Origin of the sequence: Paenibacillus allorhizoplanae, assembly GCF_927798215.1 — a bacterium.
GTDB classification, from domain to species: Bacteria; Bacillota; Bacilli; order Paenibacillales; family NBRC-103111; genus Paenibacillus_E; species Paenibacillus_E allorhizoplanae.
Genome location: NZ_CAKMMW010000014.1, coordinates 129,693 through 156,490, shown reverse-complemented (window position 1 = coordinate 156,490; position 26,798 = coordinate 129,693). Strand labels below are relative to the sequence as shown.

Annotated in this window: 27 protein-coding genes; 26 read left to right on the top strand and 1 reads right to left on the bottom strand. The window is 48.1% G+C overall.

The window, feature by feature from the left end:
- The first annotated feature begins 3 nt into the window (after window positions 1–3).
- The 13 genes from L6I86_RS21850 to L6I86_RS21790 all read left to right on the top strand — a co-directional run bounded on the left by L6I86_RS21850 (window position 4) and on the right by L6I86_RS21790 (window position 12,665).
- A complete protein-coding gene (locus L6I86_RS21850) occupies window positions 4–3,168 on the top strand; it encodes a glycosyl hydrolase (protein ID WP_236290485.1) in 3,165 nt (1,054 codons plus the stop codon).
- A gap of 214 nt (window positions 3,169–3,382) precedes the next feature.
- Window positions 3,383–4,012: a uracil phosphoribosyltransferase gene (gene upp / locus L6I86_RS21845; RefSeq protein WP_056611696.1), complete on the top strand. Its 630-nt coding sequence runs from the start codon at window positions 3,383–3,385 to the stop codon at window positions 4,010–4,012.
- 110 nt (window positions 4,013–4,122) lie between these two features.
- Window positions 4,123–5,259: a non-hydrolyzing UDP-N-acetylglucosamine 2-epimerase gene (wecB, locus tag L6I86_RS21840; RefSeq protein WP_236290484.1), complete on the top strand. Its 1,137-nt coding sequence runs from the start codon at window positions 4,123–4,125 to the stop codon at window positions 5,257–5,259.
- A gap of 223 nt (window positions 5,260–5,482) precedes the next feature.
- Window positions 5,483–5,704 carry an AtpZ/AtpI family protein gene (locus L6I86_RS21835; RefSeq protein WP_056611689.1) on the top strand — a complete coding sequence of 74 codons (222 nt, stop codon included), beginning with the start codon at window positions 5,483–5,485 and terminating at the stop codon, window positions 5,702–5,704.
- Window positions 5,704–6,084, top strand: coding sequence for an ATP synthase subunit I (locus tag L6I86_RS21830; RefSeq protein ID WP_056611685.1), 381 nt, complete (start codon window positions 5,704–5,706; stop codon window positions 6,082–6,084). The genes L6I86_RS21835 and L6I86_RS21830 overlap by 1 nt, the downstream gene beginning before the upstream one ends.
- A gap of 46 nt (window positions 6,085–6,130) precedes the next feature.
- Window positions 6,131–6,829, top strand: a complete 699-nt coding sequence (atpB, locus tag L6I86_RS21825; RefSeq protein ID WP_236290481.1) for a F0F1 ATP synthase subunit A — start codon at window positions 6,131–6,133, stop codon at window positions 6,827–6,829.
- Window positions 6,830–6,909: 80 nt separating this feature from the next.
- On the top strand, window positions 6,910–7,134 hold the full coding sequence (gene atpE / locus L6I86_RS21820) for a F0F1 ATP synthase subunit C (protein WP_028556930.1): 225 nt from the start codon (window positions 6,910–6,912) through the stop codon (window positions 7,132–7,134).
- A 78-nt stretch (window positions 7,135–7,212) separates the two neighbouring features.
- Window positions 7,213–7,698 (top strand): F0F1 ATP synthase subunit B, encoded by a 486-nt coding sequence (gene atpF, locus L6I86_RS21815; RefSeq protein ID WP_236290479.1) that lies wholly within the window; start codon window positions 7,213–7,215, stop codon window positions 7,696–7,698.
- On the top strand, window positions 7,695–8,228 hold the full coding sequence (locus tag L6I86_RS21810) for a F0F1 ATP synthase subunit delta (protein WP_056611679.1): 534 nt from the start codon (window positions 7,695–7,697) through the stop codon (window positions 8,226–8,228). The genes atpF and L6I86_RS21810 overlap by 4 nt, the downstream gene beginning before the upstream one ends.
- A 32-nt stretch (window positions 8,229–8,260) precedes the next feature.
- A complete protein-coding gene (gene atpA / locus L6I86_RS21805; RefSeq protein ID WP_236290477.1) occupies window positions 8,261–9,775 on the top strand; it encodes a F0F1 ATP synthase subunit alpha in 1,515 nt (504 codons plus the stop codon).
- Window positions 9,776–9,900: 125 nt separating this feature from the next.
- Window positions 9,901–10,758 carry an ATP synthase F1 subunit gamma gene (gene atpG / locus L6I86_RS21800; protein ID WP_029195659.1) on the top strand — a complete coding sequence of 286 codons (858 nt, stop codon included), beginning with the start codon at window positions 9,901–9,903 and terminating at the stop codon, window positions 10,756–10,758.
- A 49-nt stretch (window positions 10,759–10,807) separates the two neighbouring features.
- Entirely contained in the window at window positions 10,808–12,205 is a 1,398-nt protein-coding gene (gene atpD, locus L6I86_RS21795; RefSeq protein WP_056611673.1) for a F0F1 ATP synthase subunit beta, read from the top strand.
- 55 nt (window positions 12,206–12,260) lie between these two features.
- Window positions 12,261–12,665 carry a F0F1 ATP synthase subunit epsilon gene (locus L6I86_RS21790; RefSeq protein ID WP_056611670.1) on the top strand — a complete coding sequence of 135 codons (405 nt, stop codon included), beginning with the start codon at window positions 12,261–12,263 and terminating at the stop codon, window positions 12,663–12,665.
- A gap of 114 nt (window positions 12,666–12,779) precedes the next feature.
- Here L6I86_RS21790 and L6I86_RS21785 read toward each other — a convergent pair whose 3' ends face one another.
- Window positions 12,780–12,944 (bottom strand): hypothetical protein, encoded by a 165-nt coding sequence (locus tag L6I86_RS21785; protein WP_236290475.1) that lies wholly within the window; start codon window positions 12,942–12,944, stop codon window positions 12,780–12,782.
- Between the two features lie 219 nt (window positions 12,945–13,163).
- Here L6I86_RS21785 and L6I86_RS21780 point away from each other — a divergent pair, with 219 nt between their 5' ends.
- From L6I86_RS21780 to L6I86_RS21720, 13 genes are all read left to right on the top strand, one after another.
- Window positions 13,164–13,529: an NADH-quinone oxidoreductase subunit A gene (locus L6I86_RS21780; RefSeq protein WP_057313434.1), complete on the top strand. Its 366-nt coding sequence runs from the start codon at window positions 13,164–13,166 to the stop codon at window positions 13,527–13,529.
- Window positions 13,514–14,032 (top strand): NuoB/complex I 20 kDa subunit family protein, encoded by a 519-nt coding sequence (locus L6I86_RS21775; RefSeq protein WP_056611667.1) that lies wholly within the window; start codon window positions 13,514–13,516, stop codon window positions 14,030–14,032. Before L6I86_RS21780 ends, L6I86_RS21775 begins: the two co-directional genes overlap by 16 nt.
- Window positions 14,029–14,967 carry an NADH-quinone oxidoreductase subunit C gene (locus L6I86_RS21770; protein WP_236290473.1) on the top strand — a complete coding sequence of 313 codons (939 nt, stop codon included), beginning with the start codon at window positions 14,029–14,031 and terminating at the stop codon, window positions 14,965–14,967. The genes L6I86_RS21775 and L6I86_RS21770 overlap by 4 nt, the downstream gene beginning before the upstream one ends.
- A gap of 3 nt (window positions 14,968–14,970) precedes the next feature.
- Window positions 14,971–16,071 carry an NADH-quinone oxidoreductase subunit D gene (locus L6I86_RS21765; protein WP_056611664.1) on the top strand — a complete coding sequence of 367 codons (1,101 nt, stop codon included), beginning with the start codon at window positions 14,971–14,973 and terminating at the stop codon, window positions 16,069–16,071.
- Entirely contained in the window at window positions 16,071–17,075 is a 1,005-nt protein-coding gene (gene nuoH / locus L6I86_RS21760) for an NADH-quinone oxidoreductase subunit NuoH (RefSeq protein ID WP_236290471.1), read from the top strand. The genes L6I86_RS21765 and nuoH overlap by 1 nt, the downstream gene beginning before the upstream one ends.
- A 107-nt stretch (window positions 17,076–17,182) precedes the next feature.
- Window positions 17,183–17,635: an NADH-quinone oxidoreductase subunit NuoI gene (gene nuoI / locus L6I86_RS21755; protein ID WP_056611658.1), complete on the top strand. Its 453-nt coding sequence runs from the start codon at window positions 17,183–17,185 to the stop codon at window positions 17,633–17,635.
- Window positions 17,628–18,158: an NADH-quinone oxidoreductase subunit J gene (locus tag L6I86_RS21750; protein WP_056611655.1), complete on the top strand. Its 531-nt coding sequence runs from the start codon at window positions 17,628–17,630 to the stop codon at window positions 18,156–18,158. Before nuoI ends, L6I86_RS21750 begins: the two co-directional genes overlap by 8 nt.
- A gap of 2 nt (window positions 18,159–18,160) precedes the next feature.
- Entirely contained in the window at window positions 18,161–18,472 is a 312-nt protein-coding gene (gene nuoK, locus L6I86_RS21745; protein ID WP_056611652.1) for an NADH-quinone oxidoreductase subunit NuoK, read from the top strand.
- A gap of 15 nt (window positions 18,473–18,487) precedes the next feature.
- The gene (gene nuoL / locus L6I86_RS21740; RefSeq protein WP_236290469.1) at window positions 18,488–20,410 is read left to right on the top strand and encodes an NADH-quinone oxidoreductase subunit L; all 1,923 of its coding nucleotides are present in this window, start codon (window positions 18,488–18,490) and stop codon (window positions 20,408–20,410) included.
- Complete coding sequence (locus L6I86_RS21735) at window positions 20,400–22,022, top strand: complex I subunit 4 family protein (RefSeq protein WP_056611647.1); 1,623 nt, start codon at window positions 20,400–20,402, stop codon at window positions 22,020–22,022. The genes nuoL and L6I86_RS21735 overlap by 11 nt, the downstream gene beginning before the upstream one ends.
- Window positions 22,023–22,026: 4 nt before the next feature.
- Window positions 22,027–23,538 (top strand): NADH-quinone oxidoreductase subunit N, encoded by a 1,512-nt coding sequence (locus L6I86_RS21730; protein ID WP_236290466.1) that lies wholly within the window; start codon window positions 22,027–22,029, stop codon window positions 23,536–23,538.
- Between the two features lie 459 nt (window positions 23,539–23,997).
- Window positions 23,998–26,463 carry a S8 family peptidase gene (locus tag L6I86_RS21725; protein WP_236290464.1) on the top strand — a complete coding sequence of 822 codons (2,466 nt, stop codon included), beginning with the start codon at window positions 23,998–24,000 and terminating at the stop codon, window positions 26,461–26,463.
- 19 nt (window positions 26,464–26,482) lie between these two features.
- A complete protein-coding gene (locus tag L6I86_RS21720) occupies window positions 26,483–26,743 on the top strand; it encodes a DUF1146 domain-containing protein (RefSeq protein WP_063795496.1) in 261 nt (86 codons plus the stop codon).
- Window positions 26,744–26,798 lie beyond the last annotated feature (55 nt).

Sequence of the window (26,798 nt, the reverse complement as noted above, 5' to 3'; positions counted from 1 at the left end):
GCTTTGTTACCAAAGGGAGCTCGAGATCAATTTAAAGAATCGATTTTTCATAATCCACCTGCTATCTATAGAAGCACGCCATTCTGGTCATGGAACGATAAGCTGGAACCCGAGGAGCTTCGCAGGCAAATTGGCGAAATGAAGCGAGCCGGGTTAGGCGGCTTCTTCATGCATACGAGACAGGGGCTTCTTACTCCCTATATGGGTGAGGAGTTTCTAGATGCGATTGAGATATCGGCAGACGAGGCTAAGGTTCAAGGGCTCGAAGCCTGGTGTTACGATGAGAACGGTTGGCCTAGTGGTACGGCGAATGGTGTTGTGCCGGCATTGGGGGCTTCTTATCAGCAGAAGTCGCTGGAGGGTATCCGAGTCGAAAGAGTAGATGCTGGACAACAGGTTGAAGCGCTTAGGCAGGATCCAGACTTCCTGTACCTGCTTGTTCGTCGAGAGAACGAACAGCAATGGCGGGTGCAAGAGGCGGCTGTGGTGCTGGACGACTGGGATGTCGCAGTGGCTGTAATGTGCCGCGTAAATCCTTATTATATTGATATTCTTTCTGAAAATGCGATGGAGGCTTTCCTGCAGGCGTGCCACGATGTTTATTTCCAGCGTATGGGGGACCGTTTCGGTGAAGGAGGAATGCCGGGCATTTTCACCGATGAGTTTAAGTTCTCAGGTGTTCCGTGGTCTGTTGACTTCGCACAAGAGTACTCTGTACGTTATGGGGATTCGATTGCGAACGCGATCGGTTGGCTGCTAACAGAAGCGGATGAGTCTATGAAGGATGCGGCATATCGCGCACGCTATCAGTTCTGGCATCTAGTAAGTGAACGATTCCGAACGTCAGTTCGATTAGTAGCTGACTGGTGTGATGCGCATGGTTGGCAGCTGACAGGTCATTTCATGGGGGAAGACACTCTCATGGACCAGATGCAGTATACGGCCGGCGTGATGCCGCTGTATGAACGGATGCATATGCCGGGTATTGATATGCTGGGGCGGACGCCGCGTAGTACGTTGCTGCCTAAGCAGGCTGCCTCGGTAGCGCGGCAGTTGGGTAAACCGTTCGTGATTACAGAAACCTTCGGTTGCTGTGGTTGGAACTTGAGCTTTCGCGAGATGAAGCGCATCGCGGAGTGGCAGTTTGTCCTAGGTGTGAACCGACTATGCCCTCATCTGCAATCCTACTCGATTCGTGGGGTTCGGAAGCGGGATTATCCGCCTTCGCTTTACATTCAGCAACCGTGGTGGAACGTGTACAGTCAGTTTAATGATTACTTTGCGAGGCTTACGTATTTGTTGACGCTCGGGAAGGCGGCTCCAGGGATTCTTGTGCTGCATCCGATGCGATCAGCTTGGCTCCTGCAAAGCGTGAAGGATAGTAGTGCTGTAGAGCGCATGCAGGACCGAATGGATGAGTTAGCCCATGGACTATTAGCGCTTCAGCGTGATTTCGATTACGGGGACGAGGCGTTGATGGAGCGTTACGGCAGCGTTCTGGGCAGCGTTTTGCAAATTGGGGAGCAGGCATACGACACGGTGATCGTGAGCGATGTGCTGACGTTGCAGGCTTCAAGCTTAGCCTTGCTGAAATCATTCGCAGGAGCCGGGGGCAAGATCATTTTGGTGGGCGAAGCACCAGCTTACTTGAATGGTGAACGTTGTGAAGAACTGACATCGTGGTTTTTGAGCGAGAACGTGGTTCGCGTTGTGGATTTAAGGAACGTGCGAGAGCATGTGCAAGTGCGCCAGGATTGGCTTCCAGTGGAGGGCACCTCGCAGGAAGCATTGCGAAAGCTCTATGTGCAGGAACGGCGATTGCCAGGTGTGACGTTACTTTATGCTGTGCATACGGGTCATACCGAGATGATCGAGTTGGAGATTCCTGCGTCTGATCGGCGAGTATGGATGGAGATGGATTTGGAAAAAGGGGAAAAGGCCGAATCTGATGCACGTTTGTTGTCATTGAGCGTGAAGCTGGCTCCAGGCGATTCGAAGCTCTTCGTCGTTTGGGATGGCGAGGCTGCGAAGACGGGACTAGCCCCATTCGGACAACCGCATCAGGGAGCAACACCTTCACCGAATGAGAAGTCATTCTCAGCAGTTGAAGCGAACATCGATGCTCCGTGGGACTACCAGTTGTCAGCACCTAATGTCCTGACACTGGACTATGCCATCTATCGCTTGGATGGAGGGGAGTGGTCAGCTCCTACTTATGTGCTGAACATCCAAGAGCAGTGCATCGCGATGCAGCACCCCGTTCACATTGAGCTGGAGTTCACTTTCGAGACGGATGCTGAGCTGATGCGGCAGACGGATCGTTCACTGTGGAAGCTTGCTGTCGAGCGTCCTGAGCATTGGGAGCTGGCGATCAATGGACAGCCTGTCCATGCGGAGGATGCTGACGGCTGGTTTGGCGGAGACCGCAGCTTCCCAATGCTGAGGATTGGCGAATTTGTGCGGGAGGGTCGTAATCGTATCCGCATGTCGGGATCCTTTTATTGTAACGTTGATGTCTATCGGTTCTTCGGCGTGGCAGGCGCCAATTTGGCCCCGATTCGCAATAAGCTCTTATTCGATGTTGAAGTCGAAAGCATTTATGTGCTTGGGCCCTTCGCTGTGAAACCATCTGGCGGCTGGGAGCAGGCAGAGCGCGACGCGTTGTGGACGGAAGGTCCGTTCACATTGACCACATTGCCGAAGCAGCTCCAGTTGACAGATGTCACGACGCAGGGATTGGTGTTCTACTCGGGACGAGTGACTGCAGACCGAACGATTACCTTACCCAAGCAAGTGTTGCAACATATTCGCAACAATAACTGTAGGCTCGTCCTTCAGTGGGATGCTATGCGCTGTCCAGCTATGAGCATCACAGTGAATGGTGGAACCACCACCCATACGATTCTATGGGGAGCCCAGCAGCTGGACATAACAGATGAAATAGCGGGCGAGCAGGTACAGCTCCAAATCGAGCTGCTAACCAGCGGGCGCAATACATTTGGACCTCATCATCATCTAAAAGGGGAAGTCACCTTTGTCGGACCCACCAGCTTCACCGATAAAATCGGTTGGGTCGATGCAGGTGCCGACAAGATATGGACGGATCGCTATTGTTTGGTCAGCTGCGGGCTGACCGGCGTTCAATTGTTGCTGGTTAACGCCAGCTAAACCTCACATGCAAACCCTTGTCTGAGCCCATTTTCCGATTGGAAAGTGCGGTTCGGGAGGGTTTTTTGTTATGATTTTATATCCGCAGGAAAACCACGCTGCTTCGCTGTAGAAGTGATCAAGAGAAATGGCGGTTCTACAGCAGATAAGTTGGATAACATATGATATAATGGACGAGGTTTGCCTGACCTATAAGCTTAATTAGGAGGAACATATGGGTAAAGTACATATTTGCGATCATCCGCTTATCCAGCATAAGCTTACTTATATTCGGGATGAGAACACGACAACGAAGGATTTTAGAGCGCTTGTCGATGAAGTTGCTACATTAATGGTGTATGAAATTACAAGAGATTTGCCACTACAGCAAGTGCAAGTGAAAACGCCGGTTACAACAGCAGATTGCCAAGTTATCTCAGGTAGAATGTTAGGGCTGATCCCTATTTTGCGAGCGGGTTTAGGTATGGTTGACGGTGTGTTAAAGCTGATGCCGGCTGCAAAAGTAGGACATGTTGGTCTCTATCGCGATCCGGATACGCTTCAACCTGTTGAGTACTATGTGAAGCTGCCTACCGATGTATTGGAGCGGGACTTGCTCGTTATTGATCCTATGCTTGCAACAGGTGGATCTGCCAATGCAGCAATTGACGTGCTGAAAAGCAGAGGCTGTTCACGTATTAAGCTAATGTGTCTCATTGCAGCACCTGAGGGCGTAGCTTCTGTACAAAAAGAACATCCAGACGTCGATATCTACGTCGCAGCGGTTGATGATCATTTGAATGATCATGGCTACATTGTGCCAGGTCTCGGGGATGCTGGAGATCGTTTGTATGGCACGGACTAATTTTTTTGAACAAAAGTAAAGCTTACGAAGTCAGTTTTCCTGTAAGAAAACTAAGCTCATGCTTACGAAGATAGCTTTCCTACGGAAAGCTTTAAGGGGAGAAGAAACCGATGAAACGTTTAAAAGTGATTACGATCTTCGGAACAAGACCTGAAGCTATCAAAATGGCTCCGCTCATTCTCGAGTTGGAGAAGCATCCTGAGCAGATTGAGTCTCTGGTATGCGTAACCGCACAACATCGTCAGATGTTGGACCAAGTGCTTGATATTTTCAAAATCACACCGAACTTTGATCTTAACGTTATGAAGGATCGCCAAACACTGAATGAGATTACGATGCGCGTGCTGCAAGGCTTGGAGCCTGTGTTCCAAGAAGCGAAGCCCGATCTGATTCTTGTGCATGGGGACACACTAACAACGTTCCTTGCCAGCTATGCAGCCTTCATGCAGCAGATTCAAGTAGGACACGTGGAAGCGGGTCTTCGTACGTGGAACAAATTGTCGCCATATCCAGAGGAAATGAACCGCCAATTAACAGGCGTTATCGCTGATCTTCACTTTGCACCTACGCAGCAATCAGCGGACAACCTTCGTAAAGAAAATAAATCAGAGTCTCAGATTTATGTGACAGGAAATACAGCCATCGATGTATTTAAGTACACGGTGCAGGAGAAGTTTAATCATCCGGTGTTGGAATGGGCAGCAGGCCGCAAGTTGATCTTGATGACGGCTCATCGCCGGGAAGCTCAAGGTGAGCCGCATCGCCAAATATTCCGTGCCGTGAAACGTATCGCTGATGAGTTTGACGATATTGCGATTGTTTACCCGGTTCATCCGAATCCGGTGGTTCTCGAGCCTGCCCATGAAATTCTAGGCAATCATCCACGCATCAAACTGATTGACCCGCTTGACGTTTTCGAACTGCATAATTTCTATCCGTATACGTATATGATTCTTACAGATTCTGGCGGCCTTCAAGAAGAGGCGCCGACCTTCGGAGTTCCAGCTCTTGTCCTTCGCGATACAACAGAGCGTCCAGAAGGCATCCAAGCAGGGACTTTAGAGCTAGTTGGAACGGATGAAGAAGTGGTCTACACACGTGCGCGCGCGCTACTGACAGATCCAGAACAGTACAATAAAATGAGCCAAGCTGCGAACCCTTACGGAGACGGAAAAGCGTCTGAACGCATTGTTCAGGCGATTCTTCATCACTTCGGTAGGACTACTGAACGCCCGGAATCTTTCTAACCGTGACAAAATCATGACAAACGCTACAGCGTACAGTTGGACTGTTCGGTTTGAAAAAGCGCAAACCCTAGAGCCGCAAGGCTCTAAGGAGTTTTGTGAGATGTGACAAATGAAGTTCCGTCAATTGACAAACTTAGCATGGCTTCGATACAATGAATGAGGATTCGTAGCGGATGAGCTACGAGACGCGTTTTCCCATGTGGAAAACACCCAGGAGGGTGCAATGAAACGGCCAAATTCCAATGATAATCCTTGGCGGGCAGTAGCGTTAACTAGTGCAATTGGCATAGACCTTGTCGTATGTTTGGCAGCCGGATATTTCTTCGGCGATTGGTTGAGTGGCGCACTAGGCGGACAGATCTGGTTGTTAGTCGGGTTTTTACTTGGGCTTGTAACCGGCATCATGAGCATTTACTTCATGATTAAGCGGTACGGAGGGCTATGATGGACGACTTTTCAGCCACTCTGAAAACGGTTCAAAATGTATTTCTTTTCTTTTTATCCTTTTGTTTGGCTGCATGGGCGCTTCTTGTCGATTACCGGATTTACGTTGCGGGGATAATGCTTGGAGCTTGTGCGAGTATGATCAATGCAAGGTTCTTAGCTTGGAAGATTAACAAGCTGGCAGCAGCTGCGATAGAGCAGTCAGGGCGCAAGGTAACCCTTGGCTTTCTGACAAGGGCAGCAATCGCGGGGTTTGTCGGTTTGATTGCCGTCAGGTATCCCGAACATGTTGCATTAACCACGACGATTGTTGGATACTTTTTTGCTCAATTGGCAACACTCGTACTGGGTATTCTTTCTATTAAGAAGTCTAAGAAGTAATTCCACGATGTAACTTCCACGGATGAAAGGGGTGAAAATGGAAAATATGGAACATAAGGTACCAGAGTTTGAGTGGTTAGGCATTCATTTCGATGCATCAGCATTAATGATGATCGGGATTACCACAGTTATCGTGCTTATTCTTGCAATTGCAGGCGCTAGCCGAGCATCCGTAACAAATCCTTCGAAACTTCAAAACTTCATGGAATGGACGATTGAGTTTGTAGAAGGCATTATTGGAAGCACGATCGGTTCCAAGCATGGCAAAGGATTTATTGCACTTGGTCTTACGCTCATCATGTATATCTTTATCGGCAACATGCTCGGCCTTCCTTTCTCAATCGTAACGGAAGATCACGTATCTTGGTGGAAATCACCAACAGCTGATATCGCAGTTACAGGAGCCTTAACAATTATCGTTATCGTAATAAGTCACTACTTAGGGATAACGCGTAACACAAAGCATTACTTCGCGCATTACTTTGAGTTCAAAGGGGCAATGTTGATCCTTCATTTAATTGAAGTTGTATCCAAGCCACTTACGCTTGCGTTCCGTCTTTACGGTAACATTTATGCAGGTGAAATCATGATATCTGTCATTGTTGGAGCAGGTTGGTTTGGAATTGCGCCTCTCTTCGTATGGCAGGGCTTCAGTGTGTTCGTAGGTGCGATTCAAGCCTTCGTATTCACGATGTTGACCATGGTTTATATCTCACAAACATTGATTCATGAAGAAAAGCATTAAGCATTAGACTTACCTCGGGAAGTCTCGAGTCACTTATAAAAAACAACAAAAACCTAAGAGTTTAAGGGAGGATTTTATCAATGGGAGCAATAGCATTAGTAGCAGCAGGTATCGTATTCGGTTTGGGAGCACTAGGTGCAGGTATTGGTAACGGTTTGATCGTAGGTCGTGCTTTGGAAGGTATTTCCCGTCAACCAGAACTTCGTGGTACGCTTCAAACAACAATGTTTATCGGGGTAGGTCTAGTTGAGGCAATGCCGGTCGTTGCATTGGTTCTTGCGTTCATCTTTATGGGAAAAGCTTAAGAAATCGTTTGGCGTTGATGGCCGTAGTCGCCACCACGCCTTCGTTTTGCCCACGTTATCAGAAGGGAGTGACGTTACTTGCATATTGAATGGTCCACATTTTTTATACAACTTATCGCGTTTTTGATTCTGTATGTGTTGCTTTCCAAATTTGCGTTCGGTCCTCTGTTTGGCATGATGGAAAAACGCAGACAATTGGTGAAAGATCAAATACAAACAGCTGAAGCAAGCCGTAAGCAAGCTGATCAATTGTTAGAGGAACAAAAGCAAGCGCTGCAACAAACTCGTAAGGAAGCTTACGATATTATTGAGCAAGCGAAGCATACTGGTTCCAAGCAAGCAGATGATATTATTCATGCTGCTAGTGCAGAAGCTTCACGTCTGAAAGACGAAGCTTTGAAAGATATCGAAAACGAAAAGAACAAAGCGGTTGCCGCTCTTCGCAGCCAAGTTGGCGCGATGTCCGTTCTGATCGCATCCAAAATTATTGAGAAACAAATCGACGAAAAGTCACAAGAAGAACTTGTTGAGCATTACCTCAAAGAGGTAGGAGGCAACGTATGAGTGACATCGTCGTAGCGAAGCGTTATGCCAAAGCTTTATTCGAAGTAGCGAAGGAAAAGAATATTATTTCCCAAGTTGAAGATGAGCTTAAATCTGTAGCTAGTGCGATTAGGGATAATGCAGACTTGCAGAAGTTCCTGAACCATCCGAACATCGGGAATACCGCTAAAACGGACCTGCTGAAGCAGATTTTCGAAGGCAAAGTTTCCGAACCGGTGTGGAACACGCTGCTTGTCTTGATTGATAAAGGTAGACAGTCCATTGTTTCAGCGTTGGCGAACGATTATGCCAAAGTTGCGAATGAAGCGCTTGGTCAAGCGAGTGCGACTGTATACTCTGCATACGTACTTTCGGATGCACAACAAGCTGAGATAGCTTCACATTTCAGTAAAGTAACTGGTAAAACGATCCGTGTTTCGTCTGTAGTTGAGCCTAAGCTGCTCGGCGGCATTCAAGTGCGTATCGGAGATCGTTTATATGATGGAAGCTTGGCAGGCAAACTTGATCGTTTGGCCAAAGCGTTAGTTTAATATAACCACTGTAAGAATAGGGGTGAAGTTCGTTGAGTATCAAACCTGAAGAAATCAGCTTATTGATTAAACAACAGATCGAAAACTATAATTCCGATATCCAAGTAGTTGATGTAGGTACAGTCATTCAAGTAGGTGACGGTATTGCTCGTGCTCACGGCTTGGAAAACGTTATGGCAGGCGAGCTGCTTGAGTTCCCGAGCGGCGTACTAGGCTATGCTTTTAACCTTGAGGAAAGCAACGTAGGTATCGTTATTCTTGGACCTTACCGTGATATTCGTGAGGGAGACCAAGTTAAACGTACAGGCCGTATCATGGAGGTTCCAGTTGGTGAAGAACTTCTAGGTCGTGTAGTTAACTCCTTGGGTCAACCTGTCGATGGCAGAGGTCCAATCAACACAACTGCATTCCGCCCTGTAGAGAACATGGCTCCAGGCGTAATGGCTCGTAAATCCGTACATGAACCAATGCAAACAGGTATTAAAGCGATTGACGCTATGGTACCAGTTGGCCGTGGTCAACGTGAGTTGATTATTGGTGACCGTCAAACAGGTAAAACGGCGATTGCGATCGACGCGATCATCAACCAAAAAGGCAATGGCGTTAAATGTATCTACGTTGCAATTGGTCAAAAACAATCCACAGTTGTAGGTGTTGTTGAAACGCTTCGTGCTGCTGGTGCGCTTGACTACACAATCGTAGTAACAGCTTCCGCTTCTGAGCCTTCACCGATGCTATGGTTAGCTCCATACTCCGGTTGTGCTATGGCTGAGTACTTCATGTACAAAGGCGAGCACGTTCTTATCGTATACGATGACTTGTCCAAACAAGCTGCCGCATACCGTGAGTTGTCCCTCTTGCTTCGTCGTCCACCAGGTCGTGAAGCTTATCCAGGGGATGTATTCTACTTGCACTCCCGTTTGCTAGAGCGTGCTGCGAAATTGAACGATGAGCTTGGCGGCGGTTCCATTACGGCGCTTCCATTCATCGAGACACAAGCAGGCGACATCTCAGCTTACATTCCAACCAACGTAATTTCCATCACCGATGGTCAAATCTTCTTGGAATCCGATTTGTTCTACTCCGGTCAGCGTCCAGCGGTTAACGTTGGTAACTCTGTATCCCGTGTAGGGGGCTCCGCTCAAACGAAAGCGATGAAAAAAGTTGCAGGTACACTACGTGTAGACTTGGCACAATATCGTGAGCTTGCAGCATTTGCCGCATTCGGATCCGATTTGGATAGAGCGACTAAAGCTCGTTTGGATCGTGGGGTTCGTACGCTTGAAATCTTGAAACAAGGCGTTCACCAACCAATGTCTTTGGAGAAGCAAGTTGCTTCCCTATACACGGTTGTCAAAGGTCATGTGGATGATATTCCAGTTCAAGACGTAACGCGTTTCGAAGCACAATTCTTGGCTTTCTTGGAATCTAACCGTCCTGAAGTTCTGAATAGCATTCGTGATACGAAAGATATTACTGCGGATAACGATAAAGCATTGGTTGACGCAATCAATACATTTAAAAAGAGCTTTGCTGTTTCTGAATAAATCATGAAGGCAGAGCTTCATGTCAAGTGAAGCTCTTGCTACCATGTGAATCCTGGGCAGGCGGACGCCTGAATTCAGGTCTTCGAATGAAGGCTTTTTAAGCCTCAAAAGAGAGGTGAGCAGGTATGGCAAAAGGAATGCGCGAGATTAAGCGCCAAATTAAATCCACACAAAGCACGAAGCAAATCACGAGAGCAATGGAAATGGTTGCAGCAGCTAACTTACGTAGAGCACAGCAATCAGCGGAAGCGGCACGTCCGTACTCCGAGAAGTTGAAAGAAGTGGTTGCAAGCATTGCAGCTGGCACCAAAGGCGTGAAGCACCCGATGCTACAGTCACGTGAAGTGAAGAAAACGGCCTATTTGGTCATTACTTCCGATCGTGGTCTAGCTGGTGGTTACAATGCCAACGTATTGCGTAAAGCAATGACTGAAATTCGTGAGAATCATAAATCAACAGCTGAGTACTCCGTCTTCGTAATCGGACGTAAAGGAAGCAATTTCTTCTCGAAACGAAATATTCCGATTGTTGAAGAAGTAACCGGTGTTCCGGATACGCCTAAATTCTCGGATATTAAGCCTGTTGCAACAGCAGCTGTTGCTAATTTCGTTAACGGTACGTATGACCAACTGTTCCTGATTTACAACAAGTTCCAAAACGCGATTACCCAAATTCCAACCATGATTCGTCTGCTTCCTATGGAAGATGTATCCGGCGTGGCTGCAGCTAGCTATGAGTATGAGCCGTCACCGGAAGGCGTTCTGGAAGTACTGCTCCCTAAATATGCTGAGACGCTTATTTACAGTGCTGTTCTGGAAGGTAAAGCGAGTGAGTTTGGTGCGAGAATGACAGCGATGAACTCCGCTACGAAGAATGCAACGAAGATGATCAGCAGCTACACATTGGCTTACAACCGTGCACGCCAAGCTTCGATTACGCAAGAAATTTCGGAAATCGTTGCTGGAGCAAACGCGAACGCATAATGAATAAACGGTCTCGATGGAGACACAAGCTTTACTTAGGAGGGAAACCATGAGCAAAGGGCGCGTTGTGAATATTACAGGGCCTGTCGTCGACATTGAGTTCGAACGCGGACAACTCCCTGAAATTCTGAATGCAATCAAAATTGAAAGAACCGAAGGTGGACAACAGTCCACTATGACGGTTGAAGCGGCTGTTCACCTTGGTGACAACCTCGTACGTTGCGTAGCAATGTCCTCAACAGACGGACTTGTACGTGGTGCCGTAGCAACAGATACTGGCGCAGCGATTACTGTACCCGTTGGTGCAGCAACACTAGGTCGTGTATTTAACGTATTGGGCGATCCGATCGATGGTATCGAAACGGTTGACCGTACATTTACTAGCCCGATCCACAAAGAAGCTCCTGCATTCGACAACTTGTCGACAAAATCAGAGATTCTTGAAACAGGTATCAAAGTTATTGACTTGATGGCTCCTTATGCAAAAGGTGGTAAAATTGGTCTCTTCGGTGGTGCCGGCGTAGGTAAAACGGTAACGATGCAAGAGCTAATTCACAACATTGCACAAGAGCACGGCGGTATCTCCGTATTTGCGGGCGTTGGTGAGCGTACTCGTGAAGGTAATGACCTTTACCACGAGATGAAAGACTCCGGCGTTATTGCAAAAACAGCGATGGTATTCGGTCAAATGAACGAGCCTCCAGGCGCACGTCTTCGCGTAGCTTTGTCCGGTTTGACAATGGCTGAGTACTTCCGTGACGAAGAAGGAAGAGATGTTCTTCTCTTCATCGATAACATCTTCCGTTTCACACAAGCAGGTTCCGAGGTTTCCGCTTTGTTAGGCCGTATGCCTTCCGCGGTAGGTTACCAACCAACCCTAGCGACAGAAATGGGTCAATTGCAAGAGCGTATTACCTCCACGAAAAAAGGTTCTGTTACTTCCATTCAAGCGATTTACGTTCCTGCCGATGACTATACGGATCCGGCTCCAGCAACGGCTTTCGCTCACTTGGACGCAACAACGAACTTGGAGCGTAGCATCGCGGCTGCAGGTATTTTCCCTGCGGTAGATCCACTAGCATCATCTTCCCGTGTTTTGACACCAGAAATCGTTGGTGAAGAGCACTATAAAGTAGCACAAGGCGTTAAACAAATTCTTCAACGTTACAAAGAGCTTCTGGATATCATCGCGATCTTGGGTATGGATGAGTTGTCTGATGAGGACAAATTGGTCGTTACTCGTGCGCGTCGTCTTCGTCTGTTCTTGTCTCAGCCGCTTCACGTTGCTGAGCCGTTTAACGGATTCCCAGGCTTGTATGTACCAATGAAAGATACCGTGCGCAGCTTCAAAGAAGTTCTTGAAGGTAAGCACGACAACCTTCCTGAAGTAGCTTTCCACAACGTTGGAACGATCGAGGACGCTATCGAGAAAGCAAAAACACTGTAAGCTTGGCATCTTGCTAAGATCAGCTTTTGCTAAACTCTAAGGAAGGAGAATCCAAGTGAGTACATTCCTACTGGAAATTGTAACACCGGAGCGCAAAGTGTACGCTGAACAAGTGGACATGGTTAGCGTGAAAGGTGCTGAAGGGGAGCTTGGAATTCTGCCGAATCACATTCCATTGGTCACTCCACTTAGAATTGCTCCGATTACTGTGAAGAAAGCGGGCTCCAAAGACGAAGTCATCGCAGTGAACGGCGGTTTCATGGAAGTGCGCAAGGATAAGGTGGTTATTTTGGCGGAAAGCGCCGAGCTGCCTGAACAAATTGATATCGATCGTGCGAGAGCAGCGAAAGAGCGTGCGGAGAAACGTCTTGCAGAAACGAAGCAAGATAACGTAGATTTCAAACGTGCTGAAGCTTCCTTACAAAGAGCATTAAATCGTATCGGTGTGTCCGGGAAATAAATATATGAAATAAAGCGGGGGAACTTCGGTTCTTCCGCTTTTTTGCTTTGAAATGGCGAAGAAAAAAGCTGCCCCTCTCGGATGAGAGGAACAGCTCGTTGATAATTTACTTTTTTAAGCATGATGCCAGACTGTGGATTCCCCTGTTTTCGGGCATGGAGGGAACGTTTGGCCTGCAACTAGCTCGATGCTTTGGCCGTCGGCATCGCGATAGCGGCCGGTTTCGGTAACCTTGTCATTGGTTCTATGCTGATGATTAGTGTTCGATGCATTTGCCAAAGAAATCATTCCTTTCGCTTATCAAAATAGGAAATTTGGACAAGACTAGAATGCCCAGTGAATAGTATTACCCACTTCTGTGAAATGCTACTCATACATGAAAAGAATTAATGTCGACGCCCAAACCCCTTTTTGTTATACTGATATAGGTGATTATTACCAAAACTATCGAAATCGTAAGGAATGCAAATAAGAAATGGAGGCGGTTACATTCACATGATGTATACAAATAACTATGTAATCGTAGCGGTTTTTCTAGGGTTAGGTATTTTCCTTCCCATAGCAGCGCTGACGATTGGCAAATGGTTAAGACCGAGTAAACCCATCGATGAGAAGTATACGACGTATGAGAGTGGGAATGAACCTGTAGGTGAGGGACAAATCCGGTTTAACATTCGATATTATTTGTACGCTTTGATGTTTGTCATCTTTGATGTGGAGACCGTATTCCTCTATCCGTGGGCAGTTGCCTTTAATCAACTTGGGTTATTCGCATTAATTGAAATGTGTATTTTTGTAGCCTTGCTTGCCATAGGATTAATATACGCTTGGAAGAAGAAGGTGCTGCGATGGACTTCAGTCTAGAATCAATCTCTCCCGAGGAACGGGAAGAAATAAACCGTAATGTATTTATGACAACACTGGAGCAGGTAAAAGCTTGGGCTCGCAGTAATTCGCTTTGGCCATTAACCTTTGGCTTGGCTTGTTGTGCAATTGAAATGATGGGAACAGGCGGTTCTCACTATGATTTAGACCGATTCGGAGTCATCTTCCGTACGTCACCAAGGCAATCAGATGTCATGATTGTAGCAGGGACAGTTACGAAGAAAATGGCTCCTTTGTTGCGCCGACTTTATGAACAAATGCCTGAACCGAAGTGGGTTATCGCGATGGGGTCCTGTGCAACAGCAGGCGGACCGTATGTAAAATCGTACTCGGTCGTGAAAGGTGTCGACCAAATCGTTCCAGTGGACGTGTATATCCCAGGTTGTCCACCGAATCCAGCTGCGCTGATCTATGGCATCAATAAGCTTCAGGAGAAGATTCGTTATGAAGCGAAGACTGGGAAGCAGGTGATCAATCGATGAGTGAGGAGAACAAGCCGGAAGAAACCACGGTTCCGACTCCTCCTGTTGGTGAGGATGGGAAAGAGGAAGGCAAAGCGGTAGGCAGCGAGCCCGCTAAAGCGGAAAGCCGACCGGTTGAGAACAAAACGGAAGGTGGCGAGTCTGTTGGAGCGGAAAGTGCGAAGGCAGGAAGCTCCGAGAGCCAAGCAGCAGGAAGCTCGGAGAGCAAAACGCCAGCCGCCACGGACGCGGCGGCAGAGCGCGCCGCGGCAAGAGCCGCACGCCTCGCAGCGCGCGCGGCAGCAGAGGCGGGCGAGCCTGCGCCCGCCACCACAGCAACGCCAGCGTCCGCAGACGCTGGCTCTGACGAAGAGAAGGCGGCCAAAGCCCAGGCCGCCGCAGAAGCCCGTGCCGCGCGAGCCGCAGCACGCGGAGCGAAGACAGAATCGGCGGATCCATCCACGCCGAAGGAACCATCACCGAATCAGCCGCTGCTGGACCGGCTGGTCGCGATCCTGAAGGCCGAGGCAGGCGAAGACGCCGTTGTCGAATCTTTCATCAACGAAAGGGACGCGCATCGTCCTTACGTCATCATTCACAGCTCGCGCTGGCCGCAGGCCGCGCTGACGCTTCGGAATCACGAAGAGCTGCGCTGTGATTACTTGCGCAATCTCTCCGGTGTGGATCAAGAAACGCACCTTGAGGTGGCGTATCATCTGCTTTCCCTCACACACAAGCATGAGTATTGTGTGAAGGTGAAGACAGATCGTGAGCAACCTAGCATACCTTCGGTAGCTGATGTCTGGCCGACGGCCAACTGGAACGAGCGCGAAGCCTTTGACCTTTTCGGCATCGACTTCCCTGGCCACCCGAACTTAGTAAGGATCATGATGCCTGATGATTGGGTGGGTCATCCACTGCGCAAAGACTACGAACCGCTTGACCCGGAGGTGTAGCACGTGTTACGGACAGAAGAGCTCCTGTTAAACGTTGGTCCTCAGCATCCCAGTACACACGGTGTTTTCCGCGTGATTGTAAAGCTGGATGGTGAAGTCATTCGAGAAGCAATACCCGTTATGGGCTACTTACATAGAGGAACAGAGAAATTGGCTGAGAACCTCAGCTATACCCAAATCATCCCGTACACAGACCGAATGGATTATGTATCGGCGATGACGACCAACTACGCGTTAGTTAACGCCGTAGAGAGAATGATGCAACTCGAAGTACCTGAACGAGCGGAATTTCTTCGCTTAATCGTAATGGAGTTGCAACGGATCGCCTCACACATGGTGTGGTGGGGAACGTACCTACTGGATATCGGGGCGATGAGCCCGTTCTTGTATGCGTTCCGTGACCGTGAAATCATTATCGATCTCTTCAACGAGCTGTGTGGCGCGCGTTTAACGTACAACTATATGCGTGTAGGCGGCGTAAAATGGGACGCACCAGACGGTTGGATCGAGAAGGTACGTAAATTCGTGCCGTATATGTACGGCAAATTAGAAGAGTATCACACACTTGTCACCGGAAATGAGATTTTCCTCTCACGGATTAAGGGTGTTGGCAAATATGACGCTGAGACAGCCATTGCGTACGGCCTTAGCGGGGCGAACCTACGTTGTACGGGTGTTGACTGGGATATTCGCAAAACGCAGCCCTACAGCCTGTACAGCCGCTTCCAGTTCGATGTGCCTGTGCGGAGTGGCGGGGATTGCTATGACCGTTATTTGATACGTATGGAAGAAATCAAACAATCCCTTCGCATCCTGGAACAAGCCTTAGACGTGTTCCCTGAGGGTGGCGAGACGATGGGCAAAGTGCCTAGAGTCATTCGCCCGCCAGAAGGCGAAATTTACGCAGCAATTGAGTCTCCACGTGGGGAAATAGGCTGCCATATTATTTCCCGAGGTAAGCAAGAACCGTACCGCTTGAAATTCCGCAGACCGTCCTTCGTGAATCTGCAAATATTGCCCAAGCTTCTGGTGGGGGAATCGATGACCAATCTAATTACGATTCTGGGCGGCATCGATATTGTCGTTGGGGAGGTGGATGCCTAATGGTCAATTTATTGGAGGAGAGTCTGACATGGACGAACTTCTTCGTATTCCTATTCTGGGGCATCGTGATGCTTATGCTCGTGTTGGGGTTCGTTACCTATGCGATCTACTTCGAGCGTAAGGTCATCGGCTGGATGCAGTTGCGCATTGGGCCGAACCGGACAGGACCTTTTGGGCTGCTGCAAAGCGTCGCCGACGTATTCAAGCTTCTCATTAAGGAAGATACGATCCCTAAGAAAGCTGAGCGTGAGCTTTTCATACTCGCACCCATCATTACCTTTATCCCGTCCTTTACGATCATTGCGACCATTCCGTTCTCGGACCGGATGTTTGGTGCGAATTTAAATGTGGGATTGCTTTATTACGTAGCACTAACAGGGATCTCAACTATCGGAATTATTCTAGGCGGTTGGGCATCCAACAATAAATATGCGTTGCTGGGCGGCATGCGTTCGGCAGCTCAAATGATTAGTTACGAAGTCCCGTTAGTTATTTCGGTTGTAGGTGTAATTATGATGACGGGCAGCTTGAATCTGCATACGATTGTCGATCATCAAACAGGCGGCTTCTGGCACTGGAATTTCATTCCGCAGATCCTGGGTTTCATTATTTTCGTGATTGCAGGTGTGTCGGAGCTTAATCGTACGCCGTTTGACTTGCCAGAAGCAGAATCTGAGCTCGTTGCGGGCTATCATGTGGAATACAGCGGTTTCCGCTTCGCTTTCTTCATGCTATCCGAGTATGTGTACGTCTTCGTCATTGCTTCACTGGTGAGTCTGATTTTCCTTGGTGGATGGCATGCGCCACTCGGATTCCTTGATTTCATACCAGGCGTTATCTGGTTCCTGTTGAAATTCTCATCGGTCGTGTTCTTCCTCTTCTGGCTGCGGGCGACACTGCCACGTGTTCGAATTGATCAATTGATGGGGTTCGGCTGGAAAGTGCTGCTTCCATTGGCACTGGTCAACATGCTGGTGACGGCGATTATCATGACCATCTTCTAAGCAAGTAAGATAGTTAATCTTGGTCGGATCTTTCCTCTCCGCAAAACTTTAAGTCCATGCTTTCGAAGTTAGTTTTGCTAACGCAAAACTTGAAGGAGTTGAAACACATGAAGGGCATTATGAAAGGTTTAGGCTTTACGTTCAAGCATTTGACTGAGAAGAAAGTAACGTACGCATACCCGGAAGTTCCGATTAAAATGCCGGATCGTTTTCGTGGTATTCAATATTTTGATCCGGAGAAATGCATTGTGTGCAATCAATGTGCGCGTGTGTGCCCAACGGAGTGTATTACGTTGACTGGAAAAGCGAACCCAGACCCTGAGAAAAAGGGGAAGGTCATTGATACGTATGACATCAACTTCGAAATTTGTATCCTGTGCGACCTGTGCACAGAAGTGTGCCCGACAGAAGCCATCGTGATGACAAACAATTTTGAGCTTAGCAGCTACAGTCGGGATGACTTGTTCAAAAATATGGAGTGGCTGAGCAACAACACCCAAAACATTCGTCAAGAGAACAATTCTGCGATGCCTAAAGGGGGCGCGAAGAAAGATGTTTAGTGGACTCGGCGATTTCTTATCCAGCGGTACGAGTTGGGCGTTCTTCATTTTCGCGTTGCTCGCGATCGGCGGGGCGATCTTTATGATCTCTTTTACGAAAGTCGTGCACATGGTTGTTGCAGTGGCCCTCACGTTTATCAGCTTGGCTGGCCTGTATGTCATCCTTGAAGCGGAGTTTGTCGCTTTCGTGCAGGTCTTGATTTATGCCGGTGCCATCTCCATTCTGATGATTTTCGGCATTATGATGACGAAGCATAGACAGGGTGAAGACGAGGGACTTAAGCGTCCATGGCATGAAGGCTTGGCCATTCTTGGCGCTGTGGGATTGTTCGGCGTTTTGTTCTATGCGATTCAGAAATCGACCTTCGTCTCTTCGGGGACATTGGATGCTGGCAAGGATAATACGCTCGAAATTGGGAAGCTGCTGTATAACGTGCATGTCATTCCCTTCGAAATCATGTCCGTGCTGCTGACGGTAGCATTCATTGGTGCCATCGTAGTTGCAAAGAGAGAGGAGGATTAGCGTTGGGTAACTTAATTACTCCTTATCTTACATTAGCGGCGATCCTATTCTGCATTGGACTGTACGGTGCATTAACGAAGAAAAACGGAGTAATCGTCTTGCTCTCCATCGAGCTTATGCTCAATGCGGTGAACTTGAATTTGATTGCCTTCTCGAAACTAGGAGATCACCCAGCATTAACGGGGCATATCTTCTCCCTCTTTAACATTACGATTGCAGCTGCAGAGGCGGCTGTAGGGATTGCGATATTAATCACAATTTACCGGAATAAAGGTACCGTCGAAGTGACAGATTTGGATTCTATGAAGCGCTAGGAGGCTAACAAGGCTATGGTATCGGACTATTCACAGTACGCCTGGCTCATTCCATTGTTTCCGTTGCTTGCTTTTCTAGCGCTTACGGCAATGGGGCGTCAACTGAAAGATTTAGGGATTTACATTAGCATTTTTGCGATGCTGCTATCGTTTATTGTGGCTTTGCTCATTTTTGTGGAGCGAATTGGCGGCAATGTTGAGGATTTTACATGGGATAAAATGAATTGGCTCCAAGTGGGCGATTTTACGCTGAAAATGGGGTTTGAGGTCACCAATCTTAACTCCCTGATGCTCGTAATCGTCACACTGGTTTCGTTACTAGTGAACATTTATTCCAAAGGATACATGAAAGGCGACGAGCGTATTCACGTGTTTTTCGGTTATATTGCGCTGTTCTCTTTCTCCATGCTAGGTCTTGTTATTTCTGAAAATATGCTGGAGCTTTACATCTTCTGGGAGCTAGTAGGGGTATGTTCTTTCTTGCTTGTCGGATTCTGGTACTTCAAGCCAGAGGCGAAGGCTGCCGCCAAAAAGGCATTCATCGTCACCCGCATCGGGGATGTGGGCCTATTCATCGCAATCCTGCTGTTGTATCTCTACATGCCAGGGCATGCGCTTGATTTCACATCGATACATAATGCCTTCACAACAGGCAAAATCGACCCTACGATCGTCACATGGATCGCTGTTCTGATTTTCATCGGGGCAATGGGTAAATCTGGTCAATTCCCACTACACACGTGGCTACCCGATGCCATGGAAGGGCCAACGCCGATCTCAGCGCTAATTCATGCTGCAACGATGGTTGCTGCTGGGGTGTACCTCGTAGCGCGGACGTTTGATATTTTCCACGCCTCACCGGATGCGTTAATGGTTGTTGCTTATGTCGGTGGATTTACCGCCATATTTGCAGCTACCATCGGTATCGCGCAGAACGATATTAAGCGGATTCTCGCTTACTCGACCGTGAGTCAACTCGGCTACATGATGATGGCACTGGGGATTGGCGTTTCAATTACGTCAGGAATGTTCCACTTGTTTACACATGCCTTCTTCAAAGCGCTGCTCTTCTTGGGTGCAGGTAGTGTGATTCACGCGGTTCATACGCAGAACATCAACGAAATGGGCGGTTTGTCCCGCAAAATGAAAATCACGACCTGGACCTTCGCGATCGGAACACTGGCTTTAGCTGGTATCTTCCCATTCGCAGGCTTCTGGTCGAAGGACATGATTCTGACAGAAGCGTACGAGCATAATCAGCTTCTGTTCTGGGTCGGTGTGATTGCGGCTTTCTTCACCGCTTTCTATATGTCACGCCTGTTCTTCCTTGTGTTTATGGGCTCTTCTAGAGCGAAAGCAGTGACTTCGGAGGATCACGATGATCATGGGCATGACCACGCACATGAGCCGCATGAATCTCCAGCTTCGATGACGACACCGCTTATTGTGCTTGCTGTGCTTGCTGTCGTGGCAGGCTTCGTGAATACGCCATTCAATGAATGGCTGGGTCACTGGTTAACAGGGCAAGACCATGAAGAGGCAGCTAACTGGACAGTAATTATTTTATCCACATTAGCTGGCGTACTCGGAATTGGCTTGGGTTACCTGATTTATCTCAAACGTACCATCCCTCGGGACATTGTTTCGGGTAAATTACCTTGGCTGTATACTTTACTAAATCGCAAATATTTCATCGATGAAATCTATGACACCATTGTTGTCAAACCACTTCGTGGCCTTGGCTATATCCTGGAATTGATTGATATTTACATTATTGACGGGATTGTACGCTTAGTTGCTTTCACCGTGGTTAGTCTTGGACGCTTAGGCTCCCGACTCCAAAATGGTCAACTGCAGTCCTACGGGGTCATCATGCTGCTCGGGATGCTGATTCTGGCACTTGCCATTGCAGGAAGGAGGTTCATACATGCCGGCTAACTTACCCATTCTTAGTATGATTGCCTTCTCACCTCTGCTTGGTGTGCTCGTCCTGCTCTTCCTTCGGGGTGATCGTGGACGTCTGATCAAAACGGTAGGTATCGTCACGACGCTGATTCCGCTGATTTTGGCGGCATGGCTGTATGTGGACTATAACTATCAAGGGGATCCACTACAGTACAAAGAACAGCTCGATTGGATCAAAGTCCCTTTGAACCACGAGGGTATTCAACAAATTACACAATTCTTCTTCGAGTTTAAATATTCGTTAGCCGTCGATGGCATTTCGTTGCCGCTCGTCTTTCTAACGGCGCTGATTTCGTCGATGGCCGCATTAGCGTCTGTTTACATCAAGAAACGTTGGAAAACGTATTTCATTTTGTTCCTCTTGCTAGAAACGGGGATGTTCGGTGTATTCATGGCACAGGATCTCTTCTTGTTCTTCCTGTTCTTCGAAATTACACTCGTGCCGATGTTCTTCTTGATCGGAATTTGGGGGTATATGAACCGAGAGCAAGCGGCAAACCGCTTCTTGTTGTATAACGGTCTTGGCTCAGCCATTATGCTGATTGCCTTCCTTATTCTGGTTACGACTGCAGGATTTAACCAAGATCCATCGCAGACAGAGGCTATCATTTACTACAGCGGCGACATTCATACGATTGCACACAATCTACTGCAGGCCCCTGAGGCTTATGTGAATCAGAGCGGTACGCCATTCTTTATGAGTCAAAACATGAAGTGGACCGTGTTCATCATGCTGCTGGTCGCTTTCGGGATCAAGCTGCCGATCTTCCCGTTCCATACGTGGATGCTGAAAGTACATACAGAGGCTCCGCCTGCTGTGGTTATGATTCACTCCGGGATTTTGCTCAAAATGGGGGCCTACGGCCTTATCCGTTTCGGCATTCTGTTCTTCCCGGCGGAAGCTCAGCAATGGGCGTGGGTGCTCGCGCTCCTAGGTGTCATTAACATCGTGTACGGCGCGTTGCTCGCGATGGTCCAGAAGGACTTCAAACTCGTGCTCGCCTACTCGAGTATCAGCCATATGGGCATCGTCCTGTTGGGACTTGCTGCATTCAACATTGCAGGTCTGCAAGGCGCCGTGTTCCAGCTGATCTCACACGGTCTCATCTCAGCCCTGATGTTCTTGCTCGTCGGCAGCATCTACGAACGAACCGAAACCACACAGCTCGATCGCTTGGGCGGTCTCGCTCGCAATATCCCCTTCATCAGCGGTATTCTGCTGATTGGGGGCATGGCCTCACTCGGATTGCCAGGCTTATCCGGCTTCATCAGTGAGTTCCTCGCGTTCGTCGGACTCTTTGAAACACACCGTGTGTACGCGATTGTCGGTACACTGGGTATTATCTTCGCAGCGGTTTACGTGCTGCGTGGGGTCCTGAACATTACGTTCGGCCCTAAGCAGCCGAGCTTACTGCAGCAAGGGATGCGCGACGCGCGTCTCATCGAGGCTGTTCCGATGATTACCTTGGTCGCGTTCATTCTCTTGCTGGGCGTGTACCCAAGCGTGCTGAGCCAGCCGCTACAACAAACCATTGGCAGCTTGGATCAATTGATCCATAGCGTAGCCGGGAAGATAGGAGGTTAGTCCAGTGGAACAGATTAGACTCCATGCTAGTGATTTATCGTATCTGCTCCCTGAGCTTGCGCTGGTTGCTACCGCGATCATCCTATCTCTCTTGGATTTGGTTCTGCCGAACCGATTCAGTCGTTCGATTATCGGATGGTTGACCCTAGTCGGCATCGCGATTTCTGCCGTGTTCGTTGTCCTGCAGCTGAATCCGGATGAAGCGATTCAACTCTTGAATCAAAGCTATCGCGTTGACGACTTCTCGAACTTACTTAAATTATGTACCCTTGTCGGCACGGGACTCATCGTCTTTATGAGCTTAGGCTTCGTGAAAGAGGATAGCATCCCGCATGTCGGAGAGTATTATTACTTCTATTTGCCTGCAGCGCTAGGGGCTATGATCATGTCGTCCTCGGGCGATTTGATTACACTCTATGTCGGGTTAGAATTGCTGAGTATCACTTCTTACCTCATGGTAGCTATGAAGAAGAAAGATAAGAAATCCAATGAAGGAGCATTCAAATACTTGGTGATGGGTGGTATCTCATCCGCGATTATCCTGTACGGCATGTCCTTCCTGTACGGGATGGTAGGTTCTGCGAATCTGCAAGAGATTGGCGCAGCCCTTCCTACGTTGGTCACATCGTACGAGCCGCTGCTCTACGTTGCTTTCTTCTTGTTGCTGGCAGGATTCGGTTTCAAAATTGCCGCTGCACCTTTCCACAGTTGGGCGCCAGATGTTTATGAAGGTGCGCCAACACCGGTTACGGCATTTTTGGCTGTCGTGTCCAAAGCGGCTGGATTCGCCATCTTGTTCCGTGTCTTCTATGTCTTGTTCGGATTCAGCGACTTCGGAGAGAGTAAATTGCAATCTGATGTCTTCCTAGCGATCTCCGTTATGGCGGCTATTGCGATGGTCGTGGGGAATTTCATTGCGCTGAAGCAAACGAATATGAAAAGGCTACTCGCCTATTCGGGAATTGCCAATGCAGGTTATCTGCTCGTTCCGATTGGAACGTACTTTTCGGCCACGCATTATGCCAATTTCTCGGAATTCATATTCTACTTAATCGCGTATATGTTTATGAACATCGGAGCTTTCGCTGTATTGATGATAATCGAGCAGGCGGAAGGTCATACCGAAGCCAAAGGCTTCGCAGGTCTGTACTATCGCGCACCTTTAACAGCTGTGGCGATGGTATTGATTATTCTTTCCTTAGCTGGTATTCCGTTATCAGGCGGATTTTTCGGTAAGCTCTACATCATTTTAGGAACGATGCAGACGCAGCAATACTGGCTTGGTGCTCTAATGATCGCAACCAGCGTTGTTTCGTTCTACTACTATTTCAGCATTGTGCGTCAAATGTTCATGCGTAGCGATTACGAGCCAGCAGCGATCAAAGTGTCCGTGCCATTAGGCATAACCGTTTGGTTATGTGCGCTAATCAGCGTAGTGCTTGGTGTGGTTCCGCACTTGGTGCTGAAAGGCATCGAGAGCGTCTTTACTTTGACGAAGGATTTTATCATCCAATAATCTGTACCCTAAGCAGCCTTTCCTACGTAAATGTAGGGAGGGCTTTTTTTTTACCTCATTTCCCCGGAAATAAAGGCGAATAGGTCCGATGACCCAATATTTACATTATTTAGATGAGCTCCGGGCAACTCCCAGAAAATACTTTAAAAAATATTTACTAAGATCTGAACTTTTTGCGAAGATGAACCGTTATAGGTATCGAGAAGATGTTTAATATGGTATAGATATATGAGAAAACTTTTATCGAGGCACCTCGAAGATGAGCGACCGTGTTTAGATGTAAGTTTTATCGCCAATAACAAAGCTGTTTTCGGACACCGAAAACGTATACTTTCTTATGTGGTAAGTAAATGACAAAGAGATTCAATTTGGGATAAAGGACCTGATGTGATGACTTATTTTCGATACGTAGGCCCCATGATACTGATGACAATGCTAGTCCTAGGACTAACGAGTTTCGTGCCTAACGTAGATGCGGCTTATGCGGTGTCTTCGGATCCCATGAGAGTGAAGCAAACTTATCTGGATATGATTCGCGTTGACCAAGCATGGGCTGCGGCAGGTGATGCCCGTACGCCGATCGTTGTCGCCGTGGTTGATACAGGCGTTGACCTTGGACATCCAGATTTGACTGGCAATTTAGTGGATGGTGTGAACTTGCTGCAGGCTTCGAAGAAGCCTTTTGATGATAATGGACATGGAACGAACGTAGCCGGCTTGATTGCCGCTGCGATTAATAACGATAAAGGCATCGCGGGCATTGCCCCTAATGCCAGAATTATGCCAATCAAGGCACTTGAAGCAGATGGAACTGGCGGTGAAGCTAAGCTGGGTGAAGGCATTAAATATGCCGTGGATCACGGGGCGAAAATCGTAGTCCTTTCCTTGGGATTGAACAAATACTCGGATTATCTGGCAGGTATTGTGCAATATGCAGAGGATCGCAATGTCTTGCTCGTCGCCGCTGTCGGTAATGAAAGCACGAGTGTGAAATACCCCGCGGCATATCCAACTGTGCTTTCTGTTGGGGGTGTGAGCACCAATAAACAGGCAGATCCACGATCAAATTATGGCCCAGAGCTCGATATTATGGCGCCTTGGGACGTCTACACGACGGCGCTTGGCGGTGGCTACCAGTATCAAGATGGAAGCTCAATGGCTGCGCCGCAAGTGGCAGCCGCAGCTGCGCTGATCTGGGGGAAATATCCGGCAATGTCGGCGTATCAGGTGCGCTCACAGATCGAGCAAACAGCCACAGATTTGATGTCCAAAGGGTGGGACGCCAAGACGGGTTACGGCTTATTGAATATCGAGAAGGCACTGACGGAGCCTTATAAGCAAGATCGCTTCGAGCCGAATGATCTTGCAAGTCAGGCTGCTTCACTTCCTAATCATACGGTAGTCAAAGCGAACCTCAGCTCAGGGCAGGACCAAGACTGGTATGCGATTGATGCAGCTTACGACGGTTATATTCAGTTAGCGGTACAGCCCGAGGACGGCGCAGGCATTCGTGTGAATTTTGATTCTGGACAGAGCTTTGTCGCGGCTAGTGGAACTGCTGCAGGAAGCCAGTCTTTCACTGTAGCTGTGACCAAAGGCATTACCTATGTGCAGTTGGAGAATGTTGATCGGACACGCAAGACCCTGCTTAATTACACGTTGCAAACGGATTTTGTTATTTATACGGATCCTTTTGAGGATAATGATAAGCAGTATAAAGCTTTTACATTGCCAGAACGTAGTCAGACCATTCGAGGCACGTTTCATGAAAAAGGCGATATCGATTGGTTTGCACTCACGCTAGAACACTCAGGCACGATGCGCCTTAGACTATCTACGGATACGGGGCGGATCGACCCTATGCTTCTTTTCCAGAAAGAAGGGGAGAAGTCGACGACGATCGATCAAGCGGGCGATGGCGGTATCGAAGTAAGCTCCCAGATGGAAGTACTTCCTGGGCAATATTATATTCGTGTTAGTAACGTGAAGGATTATACCGGACCGATTACGGGTGAATACACATTAGAGATTGAGTATACGCCCAAATTGATTGATGCGAACGAACCAAATGACAAGTCGTATCAAGCTACTTTTGCTGCGATGAATGCAGGGTATGAAGGTGTTTTTAGTAAAAATGAAGACGTTGATTGGTTCGAGTTCCGATTAACTTCCGATAGTTTGGCCCAGATCAGATTGACGAATATTCCAACCTCACGTACGTTGTATGCTACGTTGTATAATAACTCGTTGCAGGAACAAGGCACCTATCGTAGTGACAGTGGTTCGAGTCAGCTTAATTTCGAGAAGCCGTTGCCCGAAGGAACGTATTATATTAAACTTCAGGCGAACCAGTGGTTCATGAGTCAGATGTATCGCTTACAGTTGAACAGTTATGGGCTGGTCAGCGGGTATGTTGATATTGCTGGACATTGGGCACAAGATGCCATTAGCAAGCTTACCGAGCAAGGGATGATTAGCGGCTACGGGAATTATCGTTTTGCTCCGAATCAATCCATTACAAGAGCTGAAGCGGCAACCGTGCTGTCTCGTGCTTTGCGTTTATCGAAACGCAAGGATTTGCGATTCAGCGATTTGTCCGTTTCACATTGGGCTTACGACGATATAGCCAAAACCGTTCAAGCCTCTATCGTAGATGGTTATCCAGATGGGACATTTAAACCCGACGGCAAGCTGACCCGTATGGAAATGACACAAATGCTTGCGCGCAGTATGAATATGACAGGGAAGCTGAGAGGCAATGCACCTTTTAGCGATGTGAGTGAATCTTATTGGGGTGTAGGCATTCTCAAACAGATGGCGGCAGATGGTTGGATCAGCGGATTTCCCGATGGAACCTTCCATCCAGAAGATCAAGCAACACGGGCTGAATTTGTGACTTTGCTGGCTAGAGTTGTAAATCGGTAAAATTGAAGAGGAGTGACCTATGGGCGAGACGGACAAATGGAGTGAAGTGGCGCAATACGCGTCGTTGATGAACATGGCTAGTATAGCTGTCTATATTCTTTGCATCGGGTTGGCGTGGTGGTCGCTGCAAGCGTTCCGCTTTGATGTTTTGCTGCGAAGGCCCAAAGGCGCACAAGCGATTATGCTGCAAATTTTACTTTCGATCGGACTCGGGCAACTGGTTGCAGGGTTTTTCATTCAGTATTTAGGTCTCTCGATGAGCTTCAGTAAGATGTTTTAATGCGATTTTCCGAATAATGCGGAAGTTTGTTGTCAACAATGGATAATAGAACGGA

What these genes read in the sequence shown, in the direction of transcription:
- upp (WP_056611696.1), top strand. Translation starts at nt 3,383, where the DNA reads ATGGGTAAAGTACATATTTGCGATCATCCGCTTATCCAGCATAAGCTT.
- wecB (WP_236290484.1), top strand. Translation starts at nt 4,123, where the DNA reads ATGAAACGTTTAAAAGTGATTACGATCTTCGGAACAAGACCTGAAGCT.
- L6I86_RS21835 (WP_056611689.1), top strand. Translation starts at nt 5,483, where the DNA reads ATGAAACGGCCAAATTCCAATGATAATCCTTGGCGGGCAGTAGCGTTA.
- L6I86_RS21830 (WP_056611685.1), top strand. Translation starts at nt 5,704, where the DNA reads ATGGACGACTTTTCAGCCACTCTGAAAACGGTTCAAAATGTATTTCTT.
- atpB (WP_236290481.1), top strand. Translation starts at nt 6,131, where the DNA reads ATGGAACATAAGGTACCAGAGTTTGAGTGGTTAGGCATTCATTTCGAT.
- atpE (WP_028556930.1), top strand. Translation starts at nt 6,910, where the DNA reads ATGGGAGCAATAGCATTAGTAGCAGCAGGTATCGTATTCGGTTTGGGA.
- L6I86_RS21810 (WP_056611679.1), top strand. Translation starts at nt 7,695, where the DNA reads ATGAGTGACATCGTCGTAGCGAAGCGTTATGCCAAAGCTTTATTCGAA.
- atpG (WP_029195659.1), top strand. Translation starts at nt 9,901, where the DNA reads ATGGCAAAAGGAATGCGCGAGATTAAGCGCCAAATTAAATCCACACAA.
- atpD (WP_056611673.1), top strand. Translation starts at nt 10,808, where the DNA reads ATGAGCAAAGGGCGCGTTGTGAATATTACAGGGCCTGTCGTCGACATT.
- L6I86_RS21780 (WP_057313434.1), top strand. Translation starts at nt 13,164, where the DNA reads ATGTATACAAATAACTATGTAATCGTAGCGGTTTTTCTAGGGTTAGGT.
- L6I86_RS21775 (WP_056611667.1), top strand. Translation starts at nt 13,514, where the DNA reads ATGGACTTCAGTCTAGAATCAATCTCTCCCGAGGAACGGGAAGAAATA.
- L6I86_RS21770 (WP_236290473.1), top strand. Translation starts at nt 14,029, where the DNA reads ATGAGTGAGGAGAACAAGCCGGAAGAAACCACGGTTCCGACTCCTCCT.
- nuoH (WP_236290471.1), top strand. Translation starts at nt 16,071, where the DNA reads ATGGTCAATTTATTGGAGGAGAGTCTGACATGGACGAACTTCTTCGTA.
- nuoI (WP_056611658.1), top strand. Translation starts at nt 17,183, where the DNA reads ATGAAGGGCATTATGAAAGGTTTAGGCTTTACGTTCAAGCATTTGACT.
- L6I86_RS21750 (WP_056611655.1), top strand. Translation starts at nt 17,628, where the DNA reads ATGTTTAGTGGACTCGGCGATTTCTTATCCAGCGGTACGAGTTGGGCG.
- nuoL (WP_236290469.1), top strand. Translation starts at nt 18,488, where the DNA reads ATGGTATCGGACTATTCACAGTACGCCTGGCTCATTCCATTGTTTCCG.
- L6I86_RS21735 (WP_056611647.1), top strand. Translation starts at nt 20,400, where the DNA reads ATGCCGGCTAACTTACCCATTCTTAGTATGATTGCCTTCTCACCTCTG.
- L6I86_RS21720 (WP_063795496.1), top strand. Translation starts at nt 26,483, where the DNA reads ATGGGCGAGACGGACAAATGGAGTGAAGTGGCGCAATACGCGTCGTTG.